We start from the raw sequence: 17,599 nt of genomic DNA, 5'->3' as shown, positions 1-17,599 counted from the left end.
TTACATCTCGCTGTAGAAACAGACATCTTTTAACCCGGATTCTAACAAAACATTAACACCCTTGCGTGCACTTTTGTTCTAAACTTATGTGTCGCGAAAAGGCGGTCAGGCAATTGTGATCATGTTCACATTTTTATCCTGCGAGGACTTTAAAATTCCGGGCGCAGCCCCCATGTGGTTGCAAGCTCAAAGGGAAAGTGAGGCGAGTCAGTCGCACAAACGTTAGTCACAGGATTGATTTGTCGCAATGATTGACACGATTCCGCTTGACGCTGCGTAAGGTTTTTGTAATTTTACAGGCAACCTTTTATTCACTAACAAATAGCTGGTGGAATATATGACTATCAAAGTAGGTATCAACGGTTTTGGCCGTATCGGCCGTATTGTTTTCCGTGCTGCTCAGAAACGTTCTGACATCGAAATCGTTGGTATCAACGATCTCCTGGACGCTGAATACATGGCGTACATGCTGAAGTACGACTCAACTCACGGTCGTTTCGACGGCACCGTTGAAGTGAAAGACGGCCACCTGGTTGTTAACGGCAAAACCATCCGCGTTACTGCTGAGAAAGACCCAGCTAACCTGAAATGGAACGAAATCGGTGTTGATGTTGTAGCTGAAGCTACCGGTATCTTCCTGACCGACGAAACTGCACGTAAACACATCACTGCAGGCGCGAAGAAAGTTGTTCTGACTGGTCCTTCTAAAGACAACACCCCAATGTTCGTTCGTGGTGCAAACTTCGAAACTTACGCTGGCCAGGACATCGTTTCCAACGCATCCTGCACCACCAACTGCCTGGCACCGCTGGCTAAAGTTATCAACGACAACTTCGGCATCATCGAAGGTCTGATGACTACCGTTCACGCTACCACCGCTACTCAGAAAACCGTTGACGGCCCGTCTCACAAAGACTGGCGCGGCGGCCGTGGCGCGGCTCAGAACATCATCCCATCCTCTACCGGTGCTGCTAAAGCTGTAGGTAAAGTACTGCCAGAACTGAATGGCAAACTGACTGGTATGGCGTTCCGCGTTCCAACGCCTAACGTATCCGTTGTTGACCTGACCGTTCGTCTGGAAAAAGCTGCTTCTTATGAAGAAATTAAGAAAGCAATCAAAGCTGCTTCCGAAGGCGCAATGAAAGGCGTTCTGGGTTACACCGAAGACGACGTTGTATCTACTGATTTCAACGGCGAAGTGTGCACTTCCGTGTTCGATGCTAAAGCTGGTATCGCACTGAACGACAACTTCGTGAAACTGGTTTCCTGGTACGACAACGAAACTGGCTACTCTAACAAAGTACTGGACCTGATCGCTCACATCTCCAAATAAGTTGAGATGAGTGTTTGATCCAAAAAGGCGACTTCGGTCGCCTTTTTTATTGTTTTTAGACAGAGGATTGCTTAATGATTAATAAAATATTTGCACTTCCGGTAGTCGAACAACTTACCCCTGTGCTCTCCCGCCGCCAGATTGACGGCGCTGATGTTATCGTCGTTGACCACCCGCGCGTGAAAGCCTCCGTGGCGCTGAATGGCGCCCACCTGCTCTCCTGGAAGCCTGAGGGCGAAGAGGAAGGACTGTGGCTGAGCGAGGCCACCTCGTTCAAAAAAGGGGCTGCTATCCGTGGCGGCGTCCCCATCTGCTGGCCATGGTTCGGCCCGTCCACACAGCAGGGTTTGCCGTCTCACGGTTTTGCCCGTAACCAGCAGTGGACGCTGAAAGCGCACAATGAAGATGACAACGGTGCCGTGCTGACCTTTGAGCTGCAGGCGAATGATGAAACCCGCGCCCTGTGGCCGCATGATTTCACCCTGTACGCCCGTTTCAAGCTGGGTAAAACCTGCGAAATTGAGCTGGAAGCGCACGGCGAGTTCGAAACCACGTCTGCCCTGCACACCTACTTCAACGTGGGTGACATCAACGCAGTGAAGGTGAGCGGCCTCGGCGATACCTTTATCGACAAAGTTGATAATGCGAAAGAGGGCAAGCTGAGCGACGGCGTTCAGGCTTTCCCCGATCGTACCGACCGCGTCTATCTCCACCCGGAAGCCTGCAGCGTGATCCACGATGGTGCCCTGAACCGCGGCATTGAGGTCGTTCATCATCATCACTGCAATGTGGTGGGCTGGAACCCAGGTCCGGCATTGTCTGTCAGCATGGCCGATATTCCTGATGACGGTTACAAAACATTCGTTTGTGTAGAAACAGCCTGCGTGACCACGCCGCAGAAAGCGAGCGAAGAAAAACCGTCTCGTTTAGGGCAGACGATCCGTATTGTTAAGCGATAATCGCCCTGCACCACAAAAAAGCAAACGGGGCGCAAGCGCCCCGTTTTGATGCAATAATTGCACTGAATTAATGCACAATCAGAACTTGTAGGTCACACCCACAGAGAAGATACCCGCCCATGACTTATCGACCATCGGGCTATCTTTCACTTCATCGCTCAGACGCTCATAACGGCCAGTACCGTAGACGCTCCAGTCGCCAAGGAAGTTATAGCTCGCGGTCAGCTCCAGGTAGGGATCCCAGCCATCATCTGCGCTGTAGCTTTTCAGACCACTGCGGCGAGACTCGTTTTTAGAGACGCCGTAATAGTAGTCATTGTAGTTTTCACTGTTGTACTGCACACCGATGCCCGGCGTCAGGGTAAGCCCGCCGTTGGTATAACGGTACAGCCATGCCAGATCCCAGATAAAGCCGTTGCTGTTGTCCAGCGTATCACCTGCCAGAGCAGTACGCAGGAAGCCATACTCGGTGTTATGCACGTATGAAAGCCCGGCCATCATGCTACTTTTGCGCTTATCGAGCTGGCGAAGCGCGTGGCTGTCGCTGTCTCCCGGCTTGAAGTGCGTTGGATCGTAGTAGGCCATGATCGAGAGCTTGTCGGCCGTGTCGTTCCAGAGATAGTAGCCGCCGCCGAGACCGCGGAACCAGACGTTCTCGCCTTCATAGGTGATAACGGGAACAGGATATACGTCACGATCATACTGTTTGTATGGGCTGTTAATGACGCCAACACCCGCGCCAACCGTCCACTGACTTTCCGCCTGAGCGGTGCTAACTGCGGTCGCGGCAAGGATGCCCAATGCCAGAAGTTTGAGTTTGGTCACAATCCATTCTTTCCTGTAGTCAAATAATCAGCGGGAGAAGTGTAACCGCCATTCCCGTACAACCCAAAATTTTTTGCCTGCTAATCAGTCTGATTAACCCGTTATTTTTCACTTTTCAGATGACAGCACGCTTTCATTTATATGACCACTGAATGAAAAACGTGCTTAAGCCTTAGAACCCAGGTGGAAATTTTTGGATGAGTTATTGATATGTCATTGAAATTAGATTTTCTCAGCATGCAAGTTTGGCAAATGCCATCTACGCTTAATTTTAAGAAGAGTTTTCCTGAACGCCCTGCGGTTCTTAGCCTCTGACCTGGCACACAGGTTGCTGCTCTGGCAGTGAGGTGCGAGAGATTCTCTTCCGGGAGCCTCCACTACTCATACGAACGGCTCTTATCCTGTGCTAAAAAACGAAAGGACGGCATGCCATGAATATATTCGATCACTATCGCCAGCGCTATGAAGCTGCCAAGGACGAAGAGTTCACACTGCAGGAGTTTCTTACCATTTGTCGGCAAGATCGCAGTGCCTATGCCAATGCGGCAGAACGGCTATTGATGGCTATTGGTGAGCCAAACATGGTTGATACTGCCCTGGAGCCACGGCTTTCCCGTCTATTTTCGAATCGGGTGGTCGCCCGATATCCGGCGTTCGAAGAGTTCTACGGCATGGAAGATGCCATTGAACAGATTGTCTCCTATCTGAAGCATGCCGCTCAGGGTCTGGAAGAGAAGAAACAGATCCTCTATTTACTCGGCCCAGTCGGTGGCGGTAAATCCTCGCTGGCTGAACGCCTGAAGTCGCTGATGCAGCGCGTGCCGATTTATGTGTTGAGCGCTAATGGCGAACGCAGCCCGGTGAACGACCATCCGCTGTGCCTGTTTAATCCACAGGAAGATGCGCAAATTCTGGATAAAGAGTTTGGTATTCCGCGCCGCTACCTCGGCACCATCATGTCGCCGTGGGCGGCAAAACGCCTGCATGAGTTTGGGGGCGATATCACTAAATTCCGCGTGGTGAAAGTGTGGCCGTCTATCCTTGAGCAGATCGCCATCGCCAAAACGGAACCGGGTGATGAGAACAACCAGGATATCTCGGCGCTGGTGGGTAAAGTTGATATCCGTAAGCTGGAAAACTTCGCACAAAATGACCCGGATGCCTACGGCTATTCCGGTGCGCTGTGCCGCGCCAACCAGGGGATTATGGAATTCGTGGAGATGTTTAAAGCACCAATCAAAGTGCTGCATCCTCTGCTGACGGCGACCCAGGAAGGGAACTATAACGGGACGGAAGGTATCTCCGCCCTGCCGTTTAACGGGATAATCCTCGCCCACTCGAACGAATCCGAATGGGTGACCTTCCGTAATAATAAAAACAATGAGGCTTTCCTTGACCGCGTGTACATCGTCAAGGTGCCTTATTGCCTGCGGATCTCCGAAGAGATCAAGATTTACGAGAAACTGCTCAACCACAGTGAGCTGGTGCACGCTCCCTGCGCGCCAGGCACGCTGGAAACGTTGTCGCGCTTCTCTATCCTTTCGCGTTTGAAAGAGCCGGAAAACTCCAGCATCTACTCAAAAATGCGCGTCTATGATGGCGAAAGCCTGAAAGACACCGACCCGAAAGCGAAATCCTATCAGGAGTATCGTGATTACGCCGGGGTCGATGAAGGGATGAACGGCCTGTCCACCCGTTTCGCGTTTAAGATCCTCTCCCGCGTCTTTAACTTCGACCATGCGGAAGTGGCGGCCAACCCGGTTCACTTGTTCTACGTGCTGGAGCAGCAGATTGAACGCGAGCAGTTCCCGCAGGAGCAGGCTGAACGCTATCTTGAGTTCCTGAAAGGCTACCTGATTCCGAAATACGCCGAGTTCATTGGCAAAGAGATCCAGACAGCCTACCTGGAATCCTATTCAGAGTACGGACAAAATATTTTCGACCGTTATGTCACCTACGCTGACTTCTGGATCCAGGATCAGGAGTACCGCGACCCGGATACCGGCCAGCTGTTTGACCGTGAATCCCTGAACGCGGAACTGGAAAAAATCGAGAAGCCTGCCGGGATCAGCAACCCGAAAGACTTCCGTAATGAGATTGTGAACTTCGTCCTGCGCGCCAGAGCGCATAACAACGGACGCAATCCGAACTGGACCAGCTACGAGAAACTGCGCACCGTGATTGAGAAGAAAATGTTCTCCAATACCGAAGAGCTGCTGCCGGTTATCTCGTTCAACACCAAAACCTCAACCGATGAGCAGAAGAAACACGACGATTTTGTCGACCGTATGATGGAAAAAGGCTACACCCGCAAACAGGTTCGCCTGCTCTGCGAATGGTATCTGCGCGTGCGTAAATCGTCCTAAAACAAGTGCCCGGCAGCGCTAGCGCCTGCCGGGCCAACAAAAACGCAAGTTGGCAAATGCAGTACGGGGGGTATATGACCTGGTTTATTGACCGGCGTCTTAACGGCAAAAACAAGAGCACGGTGAACCGCCAGCGCTTCTTGCGCCGTTACAAAGCGCAAATTAAACAGTCGATCTCCGAGGCCATCAACAAACGCTCGGTGACCGACGTCGATAGCGGCGAGTCTGTTTCCATCCCCACCGATGACATCAGCGAACCGATGTTTCATCAGGGGCGAGGCGGTCTGCGCCATCGCGTACACCCAGGTAATGACCACTTCGTTCAGAACGACAGAATTGAGCGTCCTCAGGGCGGCGGCGGTGGTTCAGGAAGCGGTCAGGGACAGGCCAGCCAGGACGGTGAAGGTCAGGATGAGTTCGTTTTCCAGATTTCAAAAGATGAATACCTCGACCTGCTGTTTGAGGACCTGGCGCTGCCGAATCTGAAAAAGAATCAGCATCGTCAGCTTAACGAGTACAAAACCCATCGCGCGGGCTATACCGCCAACGGCGTCCCCGCCAACATCAGCGTCGTGCGTTCGTTGCAGAATTCGCTGGCGCGGCGCACGGCCATGACGGCAGGCAAACGTCGTGAACTGCGCGAACTTGAGAGTAGCCTGAAGGTCGTGGAAAACACGGAGCCGGCGCAACTGCTGGAAGAGGAGCGCCTGCGCAAAGAGATTGCCGAGCTAAGAGCGAAGATCGATCGCGTTCCGTTTATCGACACGTTCGACCTGCGTTACAAGAATTATGAAAAACGCCCAGAGCCCTCAAGCCAGGCAGTGATGTTCTGTCTGATGGACGTCTCCGGCTCCATGGACCAGGCCACCAAGGATATGGCGAAGCGTTTTTATATCCTGCTCTACCTGTTCCTGAGCAGAACCTATAAGAATGTGGAAGTGGTCTATATTCGCCACCATACGCAGGCTAAAGAGGTCGACGAGCATGAGTTCTTCTACTCGCAGGAGACCGGCGGCACCATCGTCTCCAGCGCGCTGAAGCTGATGGATGAAGTCGTGAAAGAGCGTTACGACCCGGCGCAATGGAATATCTATGCCGCGCAGGCGTCCGATGGTGATAACTGGGCCGACGACTCACCGCTGTGTCACGACATCCTGGCGAAGAAAATTCTGCCGGTGGTGCGTTACTACAGCTATATCGAAATTACCCGTCGCGCGCATCAGACCCTGTGGCGGGAATATGAACATCTGCAATCGATGTTTGATAATTTTGCCATGCAACATATCCGTGACCAGGATGATATTTATCCGGTGTTCAGGGAGCTCTTCCACAAGCAAAGCTCAACAACTTCAAATTAAACCTTGTTAATCAGCCAGTTAACTTTGTTTTACTGGCTGATTAACTATAGTTTTCACGTTTAAAATTCTCCATAATTTTCATTGCCTTAGTTTTTATTTTGGGGAAGGCAGTTTAGTGATTATCCGGTTAGATAGTGGGTAACTTGTCCTCCCCTATAATGTTAAGGGTGTGAGTCAGTACGCCGTACACAGTTACATCATCCAGCGCGTCGCCTTCTATCGCTTCACCATCTTCTGTTATCAATGCCGCCCCGTATAGCTTTGCAAACTCGTTCCTGTTATCCATTCTTACCAGTAGGGTATCTCCCTGCTCTGGCCTCATGGCAACGTTAATGACAGCCCAACCGCAAGACGTTTCTATTACCCTGCAGTTCCCATCAATTCCGCATAACAGATCTATGGTTAACCGCTGTTCCTGGTAATCCATAGCCGGTGAAGGAAAGCCCATCAGAAAACCCTCCCCATATTACGCAAGATCCAGTAACGGTTATCGCTTCCATCCGTCGTCTTATCAGCAAAGTCTGGTTGGTATCTCTTAATCCATGCATTGGCATCTGCTTGGCTGAAATGCCAATTCCTAACGCGCAATTCAGTAATGAATTTGTCAGTGTTCAAACACTGGTATATGACAAGCGTAATGTTGCGGGGCTCGAAGGGGCCAGAGAGATCATTCTGGCCGAGCTGACGAAGCGGGTGCATCAGATTTTCCCTGATGCCGAAGTGAAGGTGAAGCCGATGCAGGCGAACGGCTTGAATAGCGATGCAAGTAAAAGCGATCGGGAGAAGCTGAACCGTATGCTGGAGGAAATTGTTGCTGTAATTGTTCTCTTCCGTATAGGCCATATTGCGTTATCATATCAAGTGTAACAGCTACGGGATCGGACATTCCGTTAAGTATAAGTCGTACAACTACACATATCGGCATGAATAAAAATAATGGGGCTTAAATATGGGTGTTAGGCAAGATGATGAAGGCAAGTATGTTACCAGTGACAGGCCGTTTAAACAGTATGATCATGGATGGCAGGCACAAAATGCAGAGAGCTGGCAAAATGCATGTGATGCCAGCAAATCAGTTAGTCAGCCGAGCCAGTCTTACCAGACGCCACAGTTTACAGCAGTTGCCGGTCAATCTGGGTTAAGCACTCTTTTTGGCTATGCCACGATAATATTAACATTCTGGGCTATTCTTAATTTTTTTATTCTTATTCCCGGCCTGAGGGCAAGTTTTTTATTACAAAGCGCCGGAGGTTTTTTTGCAATACCTGGGGCAGGTATAGGGTTTATACTTAGAGTTGTCCATTTAATACTTTTTGCCCCTTATGTTTTTATATACCCTTGGAGTGATGGTGACATTGCCAAACAATTTTTTTACCAGATGGGTGTGATAGCCGTAATTTCGATTCCAGCTCTAATTCTGTGGAAAAAGTTAAAGAAAACCATACTTTATTTTACAGGAGCACTTGCGATATTATCCTATATCTCCGTAGGTTTGCTGGCACTTAACAATGACTTATGGGCTTCTTTTGAAGTTTATCCCTTTTTAAACTAGCGCGGCAATGTCATGCCGTTCAAGCTTACCCGATTCCCGCCCGTTGTGCGGGAATCTTTGTAGAAACCAGACACGCCCACGATGTTAAAGACGACAATATCGTTATGCTGGGGCATAAGGCTGAAGTCGACAAGAAGAAAAGAGCCATCGAGAATACCGGCGCCGATCATGGAATCACCGGACACACGCAGCGTGTAGGGATAGTTATGTATGGCGGATGGTCTGTAGATGGATATCGTGGACTATGGAAAATTATTTTAGGGTCCGCAGCGCCTTGATTATCATGGTAGCGTGCTGTCATGGGGTGTCGGGGGTCGGAGGTTCAAATCCTCTCGTGCCGACCAAAAACACATTGAAAACCAGCCTCTTATGGTTGGTTTTTTCATGTTTAAAATTTGTGCGGGGAATCATTGGGGAAAAATGGGGGAATAACCCCCGACATTTACACGCTACATTACAGGCGATTTATCGTCTTTAACTTGGTTAAGTGTATGTGTAAGAACGCCGTGCACCGTAACATCATTCAAGGCTTCTCCTTCGATCGCCTCACCCTCTTCCGTTATCAGTGCCTGACCCATTAGCTTCACAAACTGGTTTCTCCCGTCCATGCTAACCAGCAACGTATCCCCTCCTTCTGGCTTCAGACTGACGTTAATAACGGCCCAGCCGCATGAAGTTTCAATAACCCGGCAGTTGTTATCTACACCACAGATAACATCTATCGTCATGCGCTGCTCTTGGTAATCCATGGCTGGCGATGGAAATCCCATTAGAAAACCCTCCCCATGTTACGCAGGATCCAGTATCGGTTCTCGCTTCCGTTTGTCGTCTTATCGGCGAAGTCCGGCTGGTATCGCTCGATCCATGAATTTGCATCTGCCTGGCTGAAATGCCAGTTCCTTTCCTGCAGTTCAGCGATGAATTTGTCTGTATGCAGGCAGAGATAGCCCTTCGGGTTTTGCTGTATGGCCGCAATAAAAGCAGCACGAATATCCGGTTGACGAGGCATAAACGCACCCTCACTCGCTCATTGACTGTATACATATACAGTAGTATTTTTATAAAAACAGATCAAGCACAGGCAATTTTCACTTTTAAGAGGATCGTTATGTTTGTTGAACTGGTTTATGACAAGCGAAATGTTGAGGGGCTCCAGGGGGCCGGAGAGATCATCCTGGCTGAACTAACAAAGCGGGTGCACAAAATTTTTCCTGATGCCGAAGTGAAGGTAAAGCCGATGCAGGCGAACGGCTTGAATAGTGATGCCAGCAAAAGCGATCGGGAAAAGTTGAATCGCATGCTGGAGGAAATGTTTGAAGAGGCCGATATGTGGCTGGTGTCTGAATTCCCGACGGTTCGCCAGGCTGGGCTGTAAAATGGTTCAGGCTGCCAGCTTCAATATTCACTGGCGGCCTGCATTATTTCTTACCACTACCTACCGGAAATTTTCGGTAGAGTGTTGAAACCCCTACGTCGTAAATTATTGCCACACGCTGACGAGATTCCCCTGCTGCGATCAATCTCCCTGCCTGCGCCCATTGCTCATCCGTTAATTTGGGCCTGCGACCGCCGATCCGCCCTTTTGCTCGCGCAGCTGCTAAACCCGCCCGGGTGCGTTCAACAATGAGCTCTCTTTCCATTTCTGCTAAAGCCCCCATAACATGAAAGAAGAATCGGCCCATCGGCGTAGACGTGTCTATGCTGTCGGTCAGGCTGCGAAAATTAATGCCCCGCTCTCGCAGCTCCTCCACCAGAACGACAAGATGCCGCATGCTTCTACCGAGCCGATCGAGTTTCCAGACCACCAGCGTGTCTCCCTCCGACAAGATACGGAGTACCTTTTTGAGCCCCGGCCTCTCGGATGTCTTGCCGCTTATTTTATCTTCAAAAATCAGTTCACATCCTGCGCTATCGAGCGCATTTCTCTGTAATGCGGTGTTCTGGTCATTTGTTGACACCCTGACATACCCAATAAGCATGGTTTTATCCCCTGCAAAAGGCAGAAAGCATGCCACTGGTGAGCTAGATGGTCATTCTCAAAAATGTTGGTTTGAAAGAAGCTGCAAAGCGTGAGGTAGGAACGGGACCGGGGCAAATACCCGATATGTCGTCTTTCACTTCGGGGCCGGGGTGGGTTCGCTTCCCGGATGGAACAACAATACAGCAGGGTAGTGCTGGCTTCGCAATTGGCGTGAATAACCAGTACGTCACACTCCCGCGAGCATTTTCCTCTGCAAATTTCAGGGTCGCTACGGTCTGGAATGATGTTGGGGTATCGCAAGGGGGAAGTGCGGCACAGGCAGCGGCGGATATTGGTCTTGGAACAGGGTCAAAAACCACGACGCGGTTTGGGTTGTGGCAGGGTGGCTCTGGTGGCTTCAACGTTGACTGGATTGCTATTGGAGTATCATGAAATGACAATTGAATATGTCTGGAGCCCGTCAACAGCGGGGTTTTATCCCATTATTGAAAAAGAGCGTCTGATTGCTGCCGGGGAATGGCCTGAGGATGGTGTGGACGTTACAGGTGAAGAGTACGGTGCATTGTTTCCTGCGCCGCCGGGGAAGTTTATCGATACGCTCGATGGGCGTCCTCAATGGGTTGATATGCCGCCGCCTTCTGAAGAGCAGCTGATTGCTATGGCTGAAAATGAAAGGACGGCAAGGCGTACCGTTGCCAATAATGAAATTAACTGGCGCCAGGATGCTGTTGATGCGGGAATAGCCACAGAAGAGGAAACCGCAGGCCTTGCGGCATGGAAAAAATACCGGGTCTTGCTGATGCGTGTTGATACAGCAAAACCCGTATGGCCTACACCTCCGGGGGAGTAGGCCACTCGATATCAGGTGCGCTGGAGGTATCAACGGCCTCCAGTCCATCAAGATAATCCAGCCACAGATTGTACTGCGCCAGCTCATCACCCTTTAGTCGACCAATGGCGGCTTTGCCAGGCCACTGTTTTCTGCTGATGTAATCATTTGCATCATTAACCCGCCTGTTCTTCTCAGCTTCAGCTGCTGCCACCTGTTCGCCATGTGTTGGTGGCGGAAGATCAACCCATGCGAGATGACCATTGATCACGTCAACCATTTTCCCTGGGGTGCTGACTCCATGAAACTCTTTAACTTCCTGTTCTGTAAGTTTGATGGCATCCGTTGGCACCGGGTTATAAGTACCATCTTCCATCCATTGATCAGGAATAAACCCGTTCACTGATTTGCTGTAATACATGATTAATATCCCAATGATATGTAAACACCTGCGCCCGTGGCCGTAGTCACTCCAGGAAGGTTGTTATACACCTGAAATGATGCTCTGTTGTTACCACCACCACCTGCCAGAATTGAGTTTGCACATGCTGCTGACGAGCCCGCGATGGGAATAGTCGCTAAAAAACCACCTGGGTAAGCAAAGCCATAGGTCATTACGATTGAACCTCCAGCCGGGATTGCAGGAACAGGCCCCCATTGCAGTATTAACCCACCGGGCTGATTAGGAATTCTGATGTAACCTGCCGAGTTAAATCCCCGGGCGGGGAAATACGAATTTAACCCTGCCGCATCAACAAGTTTTTTTTGCGTGCCAGCGGTAATATCGGCAGCACTGGCGATTTCCCCTAAACCAAGGTTTGCGAGAGCCGTAGAAATCGCCGCTGCACCATCTGATTTGATATCAGCGAATGGGTTTATACGGCTCAGTGTCAGTTTTTGAATTGCTTTTAAAACCTGCGTCATATCGTTAATGTCGAGCGCCAATCCTGCCGACTCTACAATATGCGCTAACTCTTCCTGCATGGCGTTAAACGCTGCGGCCCGCAGCCTCGTTGCGGCAATACCACCAGCAACACTTCCATCAGTATATTTGCCATCCTGCGTTGCAGTAGCTTCGACTTGCCCGATTCGGAGCATAGTTAATCCTCACTTAGTGTTAAGCGATAAAATCAGAGGGGGAAATATCAGTTATGAATAATTAAAAATGATGTTCAGATGGGATGGGGCAATTTTGTTGATTGAACACTCCAGTTGTTTATTGCCCCACGATGCGAGCGGATCTCCGCAGTAGGACGCGCCAGCAAGCGAATACTTGATCGTTGTTTGTGGCGCATTTATCCGCCAGGTAAATGGCCACTCGTCACCGTTGAGCGCATCACCGCATACTGACATGCCACTCATAGCGGGCCGGAACTGTGTGATAGTGATGGTATAACCAAGAGCTGCAGCCACCCGGATGTAATAATCGCGGTTCAGGCCGCCGGTGCTGATTAACTTTGCCACCACGGCGCGCTGGCGATCGCTGACGCCACCGGATTCACCAATCGCACAATCATCTGGTAACCCCAGAGAGCTTTCCCATTCTGACAACATTACCGTCGCTGTAGGGGGAAAAGCACCAGTAATCAGGCTTTGCGCATCGTTGTCAGAACGCTGAAACGCGCTGCCCAGTGCCCGTAATACCGCAGCCTGTACCGTTCTTTGCGACCGGGGCCACGCCCTGCCCGTCGGTAGCAGCGCACCAAGCGCACCGGCATAATCATTTTTTGAAAAGAGGCTCATACAAAATTCACCCCGCCAAGCACCGGAATTTCGCCAACAGCAAAGGTGATATTGGCCGTCGGAGAGTTAAGAATATAGCCCGTCGTGCCGCTAACACCGCCGATACTCCCGTTAATATCAGAGAGGTAAACTTTCCCAGAACCATCAGGGTTAGCTTCATCAAAAAACAGCGCCGTCAGCGCGTCTTTTATCCCCTGAACTGTGGTGCTATCGGCATTTTTGATCCCAGAGATTTCAATATTGATGACTTTCTTGATCGGGGAACATACGAAAACAATGGCAGTGTCTGTCTGCTGCGGATAGATGTGGTCGGCGACAGCGAGCTGGTCTCCGGTGGCTTTAACAGCCCCCCAGTCCTCAAGTTGGGATATTCCGTCGGTACCGACCGGAAACCCACCATTGTCATTCCGATCACACATGATATACACGCCAACGGTCCCGGCCCCGTTCAGACGCCGCTTTACCCACGCGCGGGTGACGCCCGAAACCTCAAGCGCCCATTTTTTATAATCGGCGTCGCTTCCACCCTGAGGCGGATTCTGCCATGCCAGCAAGCCACGACTGCGAAAATCCTCTTCCGTTTCAATATCGGCTCCGCCGGTCGCAGCGGACAGTAACGTTACCTGTGGATCCACGCCAGCAATATTCGCGTCCAGGGTCATTATGGTCCCGGCATCAGCGTTACCGCGCGCGCCTCCACCCGTTACATCACTGGTAATATCCGGCAGTATGGCCGTCACCGCGACGATACCAAATCCATCTGCCTGAATTTTAAGATCTGCATCCGTCCGGTACTGGTATCCGTCCCCGCGGTTAATGATCGATCCAGCAGGGATAATACAGTCAACACTGCCACTAGCCTGTACCGCAGGCGACTTCGCCGCTGCAGCTGGTTTTCTGAATACCTGCTTAAGGGCCATCCACCCGGCGAGATACTCATCGGTAGAGGTAAACGGGTTTGTCTGCAGGGCAATATAGTCAAGGTAGGCGTAATGCAGATGCCCCATCCCCGCATCCATGTCAGCCAGTACCTTCAGGTTCGCGAAGCGCAGGAGCGCACCAACATCCTCAAGCTCCGCCTGCATAAATTTCCGGTTTCCGTCGCGGAGTTCGCTCAGCGTCGGTCGTTTAAACGGCATATTAACGTTGCTCCCATATCCAGTAAAACCTGAATTCCTGCCAGTCCTTCCCCGGTGCCTGATAGCGGATAATGAGATTGAGCCGGTCAGGCAGGACGATCCTTGCAACAGGAATAACCTCGCTGACAACGCCATCAACCTTTAACCAGTTGAGCGCTTCACTCGAGTATTCCTCCGCTTTTTTTGCTACATCCGGGGTCAGTTTTTTCCGCCGTAGCAGCCACAGCCGGGATCCCAGTTGGGATTCCTCCCCGGAATCCCCCCACCAGCCGCGGCGATCGCTATCCTCATAATCATCGTCAGCGCGCGCCAGCCTGTCGGTAAACAGGCTGTCCAGTATTGCAGTCTGTAAATCGTTCCCCGTGGTGAGTTCACCCAGCCCTTTCTGCCAGTCAGCAAACATCTCATCCACATTCCAGAATGAAGCGATGTCACTCATGTCACCTGATCCTCTGTTTTTTGGCTGCGGATATTGTCATTGCCACTCTGGGCATTTTTAACCACATGATCATGGTCATTATGTGCATCCCGCAGCTCTTTCAGTGTTCGGGTATTGGTTTCACAGTTATCCACAATGTCACCCGTGCACCTCAGGATCGGGGTATTTGCAAGGATCCCCTGGCTGGCATTGATGGTCACGTTAGTGGCGTTATTGACCTCAACATTCTGGCCCTTTGCATCCAGGAAGATCCCCTTCTCCGTCAGGAGAATATTAAGGCCCCACTGGTTATACATGACCGTTTCGCCCGCTTTCAGGCCTGTATGACGGAACCCCTGATGGTTGGACGCAATTACCACCGCGCTGGAACGATCACCGCCAATAAAAGCCAGAACCACGTCAGTCCCTGACGGCAGGCCGGATGAAAAGCCAAATTCTGCCATCCGCGGTGCGCTGGCCACCTCCAGCGGAGTCTGGTACTGGATTGACTGCACCACCCCACCATCTTTCATAGCCGTGATCCGGCCAATCCCCAGCATGCCGGCGATCCTGGTCGCTGCATGTTTAAATAGTTGCTTCATGTATTGAATCCCGCCAGGTTCTGGTAGAAGGCATATGGCTGAACGGCGAATGCTTCAGGCGGCATCAGCGTCATGCGTGCATGGGTGCCGTAGTCATCGCGCATATAGGTGACTTCTGCCAGTAGCAATTCAGTCTCCGGCAACCGTAAGGTGGGAAGATCAACGGGGATCAATGTGTTTGGTTCCCACAGTTTCCCGTCTTTATCCCGCCAGGAATCGATGGTTACCGAGAGCTGTTTTGAACGTCCGTACCGCCGGTTCATTTCCCAGTCGATCGCACTTTGTGCCTGTTGAGTAGCCATCAGGGTACTTTCCACAATCGATATATGTTTCCGGTACCGCATGCGGGCGGCCTCCGGATCTCTCGCCGTTGCCAGAGTCACAGCGTCATAGGCCGTATCAGGCGAATACCCTGCAATTGGAGAAACGCTCATTGATACACCGACATAGTCTGAAAACCTGTCGGCCATCGATTTGCGGTAGTACGCCTGTTCGACATTTACCCCTTCGGCTATTCCGCTCGCTGCACGGCGTGTTCCCACCCGGGTCAGTAACAGGTTTCCATCGGGCTGATCGTAGTAAAGCAGAGCAGACCATCTGGCCACCCGATCGATAACTTCTTGCGGAGACTCACCCCAGTTCAGAGTGAACTGGGGTACCTTCACAAGTTCATCAACATCCGTGGTTACGGTGATTCCATAGTAGGATGCCAGGCGAGAAGCAATTTCAAGCGCATTACTGGCATTAATGACGTTGTTAGGCCACTCAGCTGAGCAATCCACCAGGTCCTGACATTTGCTCCTGCCCGTCGCGCGGACCTCATGGCGGGAGCGCGATAGTGCGGGTTCCCAGTCATCAACATATCCCGTCAGTGTCAAATCATCTCCGATACGAACTTCACAGGACATTCCCTCTTCAACGAGTTGACGATCTTCGTTGCCAGGGAAGTAATCCATTAGCCCAAGATCGAAATCAGAGGGAAAACGCTCAATACCCCGCGTTACCCGGACAGAATCCCACCCCTCGATGATTTTGCCGTCGACCGTCAAAGAAACAACATCCAGATCGCTGTCTGCATTCATTGCCTCGGTACCTTCATGGTTGTCGGCATAAACGCCGGATGCGGTACGCGCGCTTCCTGCACCAGTTCATCTGCACGGGTGGCATCCTGGTATAATCGGTTTGCCAGCGTCAGCGCCGGAAGCGGCTGAGCGGTAGTAACCTGAAGAAGCTCGCTCAGACCAGAAGCGCGCTCACTCATCGTGGAAAGGAATGCCGATCTGACGGCGAGAAGCGCGTTATACATATCATCGTCAGCGCGGTCTCCAGCCTGAACCAGCGCCGTATCCAGTTGCACAGAAACTCGTTGAGTTAACTCTTCTGCCTCGTCTGTACTGGCAGGTCTGGAGTCCGCAGCGGCACTGGTCATGGCGCCAGTACATAGCACAACAATCAGCGTATTTATGGTCGCCGAAATCGCTTTGCTGCTGTCGGACTGCTGGTACTCCGTGCTGATTGAATTAGCCAGTTTTTCCAGCGCTGTGATTCGGTCATTAACGCTGCCGGCGCTGTTAAGAATTGCGTTTACCACGTCGGCGACACCCTGGACAAACTCATCAGGTGTGTTGGAGCTGCTAAGCTGGCTCGACCTGTCGGTAACATTTTTCCGGTCCATTACCGACTGGGCTGTTACCTTTTCAGCCAGTGCTCTCTCATCATCCACATCAGCAACTGACGATTTGCCAGCAACAGCAGAGGAACTACCACCCACAGAGCCTTTACTGTAACGTCCGTACCGGGTATTCCCGAACGTGGAGTTCAGGACATTGCTGAGATTCGTTACCTGGCTGATAGTACTGTCAACCATGTTGGTCCAGAACGTGACCGTGCCTCTGATGGTGTTTATAGCCTGTGTGACACCGCGGATTTCACTTTTAACCCTGGCAATCGTACTCAGCACAGCAGTGCTGACCAGTTTCAGGTAGTTGGTTTTCACCGTGGCACCTGCAACGGTACTGCCCGTGACCGCAAACACTTTAAGCCCTGATTCTATTGCCATCAGGGTGAATTCAAATACTCGCCCGTTCTCCATCGCCCCGGAAATACGCAAACCATTCTCAGGGATGGAAACTGTTAATTCGCCCAGTGTCGGATGGACAAGCGTACCGCTACCTTTTTGTTCACAGGCTTCAATCAGCGACTGGCGCTGTGTGATGGCATCGCCACCGCCGTAAACCTGACTGTTCTGGATCAAGAAACCGCGAATAACGAATCGCCGCGTTGCCCGCCCGATATCTTCTATCCAGGCTGTGTCACGGTAGGGATATTCATGTACCGCCTGGCGTCGACCGTGGCTCCCTTCCTCAGCAACAATTGCAAATGGCACACCTCTGAATGAGCTGGGCCGTAACTGCCCCTGCCAGTCATCGCTGGCATCCCCCCCCAAAAGAGAAGTTATTGCATCCTGAATAATTGACGGCATCGCGCCTCCAGA

General features: G+C 51.3%; 22 protein-coding genes and 1 pseudogene. 9 read left to right on the top strand and 14 right to left on the bottom strand.

Annotation, left to right across the window (positions count from 1 at the left end; all coding sequences use genetic code 11):
- Window positions 1-337 precede the first annotated feature (337 nt).
- Together gapA and AAER43_RS09215 are read left to right on the top strand one after the other, a co-directional pair.
- Entirely contained in the window at window positions 338-1,333 is a 996-nt protein-coding gene (gene gapA / locus AAER43_RS09220) for a glyceraldehyde-3-phosphate dehydrogenase (RefSeq protein ID WP_014831506.1), read from the top strand.
- 74 nt (window positions 1,334-1,407) lie between these two features.
- Window positions 1,408-2,292 carry a D-hexose-6-phosphate mutarotase gene (locus AAER43_RS09215; protein ID WP_050862227.1) on the top strand — a complete coding sequence of 295 codons (885 nt, stop codon included), beginning with the start codon at window positions 1,408-1,410 and terminating at the stop codon, window positions 2,290-2,292.
- Window positions 2,293-2,370: 78 nt separating this feature from the next.
- Here the strand turns inward: AAER43_RS09215 and AAER43_RS09210 are convergent, their stop codons facing one another.
- Window positions 2,371-3,117, bottom strand: a complete 747-nt coding sequence (locus AAER43_RS09210; protein ID WP_014883444.1) for a MipA/OmpV family protein — start codon at window positions 3,115-3,117, stop codon at window positions 2,371-2,373.
- 431 nt (window positions 3,118-3,548) lie between these two features.
- Here AAER43_RS09210 and yeaG point away from each other — a divergent pair, with 431 nt between their 5' ends.
- On the top strand, window positions 3,549-5,483 hold the full coding sequence (gene yeaG / locus AAER43_RS09205) for a protein kinase YeaG (protein ID WP_014883443.1): 1,935 nt from the start codon (window positions 3,549-3,551) through the stop codon (window positions 5,481-5,483).
- A gap of 74 nt (window positions 5,484-5,557) precedes the next feature.
- Window positions 5,558-6,841, top strand: a complete 1,284-nt coding sequence (locus tag AAER43_RS09200) for a YeaH/YhbH family protein (RefSeq protein WP_214599823.1) — start codon at window positions 5,558-5,560, stop codon at window positions 6,839-6,841.
- 127 nt (window positions 6,842-6,968) lie between these two features.
- Here AAER43_RS09200 and AAER43_RS09195 read toward each other — a convergent pair whose 3' ends face one another.
- Window positions 6,969-7,289: a hypothetical protein gene (locus tag AAER43_RS09195; protein WP_045406334.1), complete on the bottom strand. Its 321-nt coding sequence runs from the start codon at window positions 7,287-7,289 to the stop codon at window positions 6,969-6,971.
- Between the two features lie 119 nt (window positions 7,290-7,408).
- On the opposite strand from AAER43_RS09195, the gene AAER43_RS09190 reads away from it, so the two are divergent.
- Together AAER43_RS09190 and AAER43_RS09185 are read left to right on the top strand one after the other, a co-directional pair.
- Window positions 7,409-7,708 (top strand): DinI-like family protein, encoded by a 300-nt coding sequence (locus AAER43_RS09190; RefSeq protein ID WP_049015967.1) that lies wholly within the window; start codon window positions 7,409-7,411, stop codon window positions 7,706-7,708.
- A gap of 82 nt (window positions 7,709-7,790) precedes the next feature.
- The gene (locus tag AAER43_RS09185; RefSeq protein ID WP_045889599.1) at window positions 7,791-8,393 is read left to right on the top strand and encodes a hypothetical protein; all 603 of its coding nucleotides are present in this window, start codon (window positions 7,791-7,793) and stop codon (window positions 8,391-8,393) included.
- An 80-nt stretch (window positions 8,394-8,473) separates the two neighbouring features.
- On the opposite strand, the pseudogene AAER43_RS09180 reads toward AAER43_RS09185, so the two are convergent.
- The 3 genes and pseudogenes from AAER43_RS09180 to AAER43_RS09170 form a co-directional block, all read right to left on the bottom strand.
- Window positions 8,474-8,590: pseudogene (locus AAER43_RS09180) on the bottom strand (S24 family peptidase); the annotation flags it as partial.
- Between the two features lie 252 nt (window positions 8,591-8,842).
- Complete coding sequence (locus AAER43_RS09175) at window positions 8,843-9,163, bottom strand: hypothetical protein (RefSeq protein ID WP_049015053.1); 321 nt, start codon at window positions 9,161-9,163, stop codon at window positions 8,843-8,845.
- The gene (locus AAER43_RS09170; RefSeq protein ID WP_023325685.1) at window positions 9,163-9,402 is read right to left on the bottom strand and encodes a hypothetical protein; all 240 of its coding nucleotides are present in this window, start codon (window positions 9,400-9,402) and stop codon (window positions 9,163-9,165) included. The genes AAER43_RS09175 and AAER43_RS09170 overlap by 1 nt, the downstream gene beginning before the upstream one ends.
- A 99-nt stretch (window positions 9,403-9,501) precedes the next feature.
- On the opposite strand from AAER43_RS09170, the gene AAER43_RS09165 reads away from it, so the two are divergent.
- Window positions 9,502-9,768: a DinI family protein gene (locus AAER43_RS09165; RefSeq protein WP_038977185.1), complete on the top strand. Its 267-nt coding sequence runs from the start codon at window positions 9,502-9,504 to the stop codon at window positions 9,766-9,768.
- Window positions 9,769-9,811: 43 nt separating this feature from the next.
- On the opposite strand, the gene AAER43_RS09160 is transcribed toward AAER43_RS09165, so the two are convergent.
- Complete coding sequence (locus AAER43_RS09160) at window positions 9,812-10,372, bottom strand: recombinase family protein (protein WP_049015047.1); 561 nt, start codon at window positions 10,370-10,372, stop codon at window positions 9,812-9,814.
- 47 nt (window positions 10,373-10,419) lie between these two features.
- On the opposite strand from AAER43_RS09160, the gene AAER43_RS09155 reads away from it, so the two are divergent.
- A complete protein-coding gene (locus tag AAER43_RS09155) occupies window positions 10,420-10,806 on the top strand; it encodes a hypothetical protein (protein ID WP_053089805.1) in 387 nt (128 codons plus the stop codon).
- Window positions 10,766-11,224, top strand: a complete 459-nt coding sequence (locus AAER43_RS09150; protein WP_233424115.1) for a tail fiber assembly protein — start codon at window positions 10,766-10,768, stop codon at window positions 11,222-11,224. The genes AAER43_RS09155 and AAER43_RS09150 overlap by 41 nt, the downstream gene beginning before the upstream one ends.
- Here AAER43_RS09150 and AAER43_RS09145 read toward each other — a convergent pair.
- Genes AAER43_RS09145 through AAER43_RS09110 form a run of 8 tightly spaced genes read right to left on the bottom strand, consistent with a single transcriptional unit; the run spans window position 11,205 to window position 17,587 of the window.
- The gene (locus AAER43_RS09145) at window positions 11,205-11,624 is read right to left on the bottom strand and encodes a tail fiber assembly protein (RefSeq protein ID WP_049015096.1); all 420 of its coding nucleotides are present in this window, start codon (window positions 11,622-11,624) and stop codon (window positions 11,205-11,207) included. The genes AAER43_RS09150 and AAER43_RS09145 overlap by 20 nt on opposite strands.
- Window positions 11,625-11,626: 2 nt before the next feature.
- Window positions 11,627-12,301 carry a hypothetical protein gene (locus tag AAER43_RS09140; protein WP_236249499.1) on the bottom strand — a complete coding sequence of 225 codons (675 nt, stop codon included), beginning with the start codon at window positions 12,299-12,301 and terminating at the stop codon, window positions 11,627-11,629.
- 51 nt (window positions 12,302-12,352) lie between these two features.
- Window positions 12,353-12,946: a YmfQ family protein gene (locus AAER43_RS09135; RefSeq protein WP_000051911.1), complete on the bottom strand. Its 594-nt coding sequence runs from the start codon at window positions 12,944-12,946 to the stop codon at window positions 12,353-12,355.
- Window positions 12,943-14,085, bottom strand: a complete 1,143-nt coding sequence (locus AAER43_RS09130; protein ID WP_049015430.1) for a baseplate J/gp47 family protein — start codon at window positions 14,083-14,085, stop codon at window positions 12,943-12,945. Before AAER43_RS09130 ends, AAER43_RS09135 begins: the two co-directional genes overlap by 4 nt.
- 1 nt (window position 14,086) lies before the next feature.
- The gene (locus AAER43_RS09125) at window positions 14,087-14,524 is read right to left on the bottom strand and encodes a phage GP46 family protein (protein ID WP_001279799.1); all 438 of its coding nucleotides are present in this window, start codon (window positions 14,522-14,524) and stop codon (window positions 14,087-14,089) included.
- A complete protein-coding gene (locus AAER43_RS09120) occupies window positions 14,521-15,105 on the bottom strand; it encodes a phage baseplate assembly protein (protein WP_023568807.1) in 585 nt (194 codons plus the stop codon). Before AAER43_RS09120 ends, AAER43_RS09125 begins: the two co-directional genes overlap by 4 nt.
- Entirely contained in the window at window positions 15,102-16,187 is a 1,086-nt protein-coding gene (locus AAER43_RS09115) for a phage baseplate assembly protein (protein ID WP_001515585.1), read from the bottom strand. The genes AAER43_RS09120 and AAER43_RS09115 overlap by 4 nt, the downstream gene beginning before the upstream one ends.
- Window positions 16,184-17,587 (bottom strand): DNA circularization N-terminal domain-containing protein, encoded by a 1,404-nt coding sequence (locus AAER43_RS09110; RefSeq protein ID WP_049015421.1) that lies wholly within the window; start codon window positions 17,585-17,587, stop codon window positions 16,184-16,186. Before AAER43_RS09110 ends, AAER43_RS09115 begins: the two co-directional genes overlap by 4 nt.
- Between the last annotated feature and the right edge of the window lie 12 nt (window positions 17,588-17,599).

Source organism: Enterobacter sp. FUJ80071, assembly GCF_038739915.1.
Taxonomy (GTDB): Bacteria; Pseudomonadota; Gammaproteobacteria; order Enterobacterales; family Enterobacteriaceae; genus Enterobacter; species Enterobacter kobei.
Note: the sequence above shows the minus strand (reverse complement) of the source record. Positions and strands in the feature narration are given on the sequence as shown.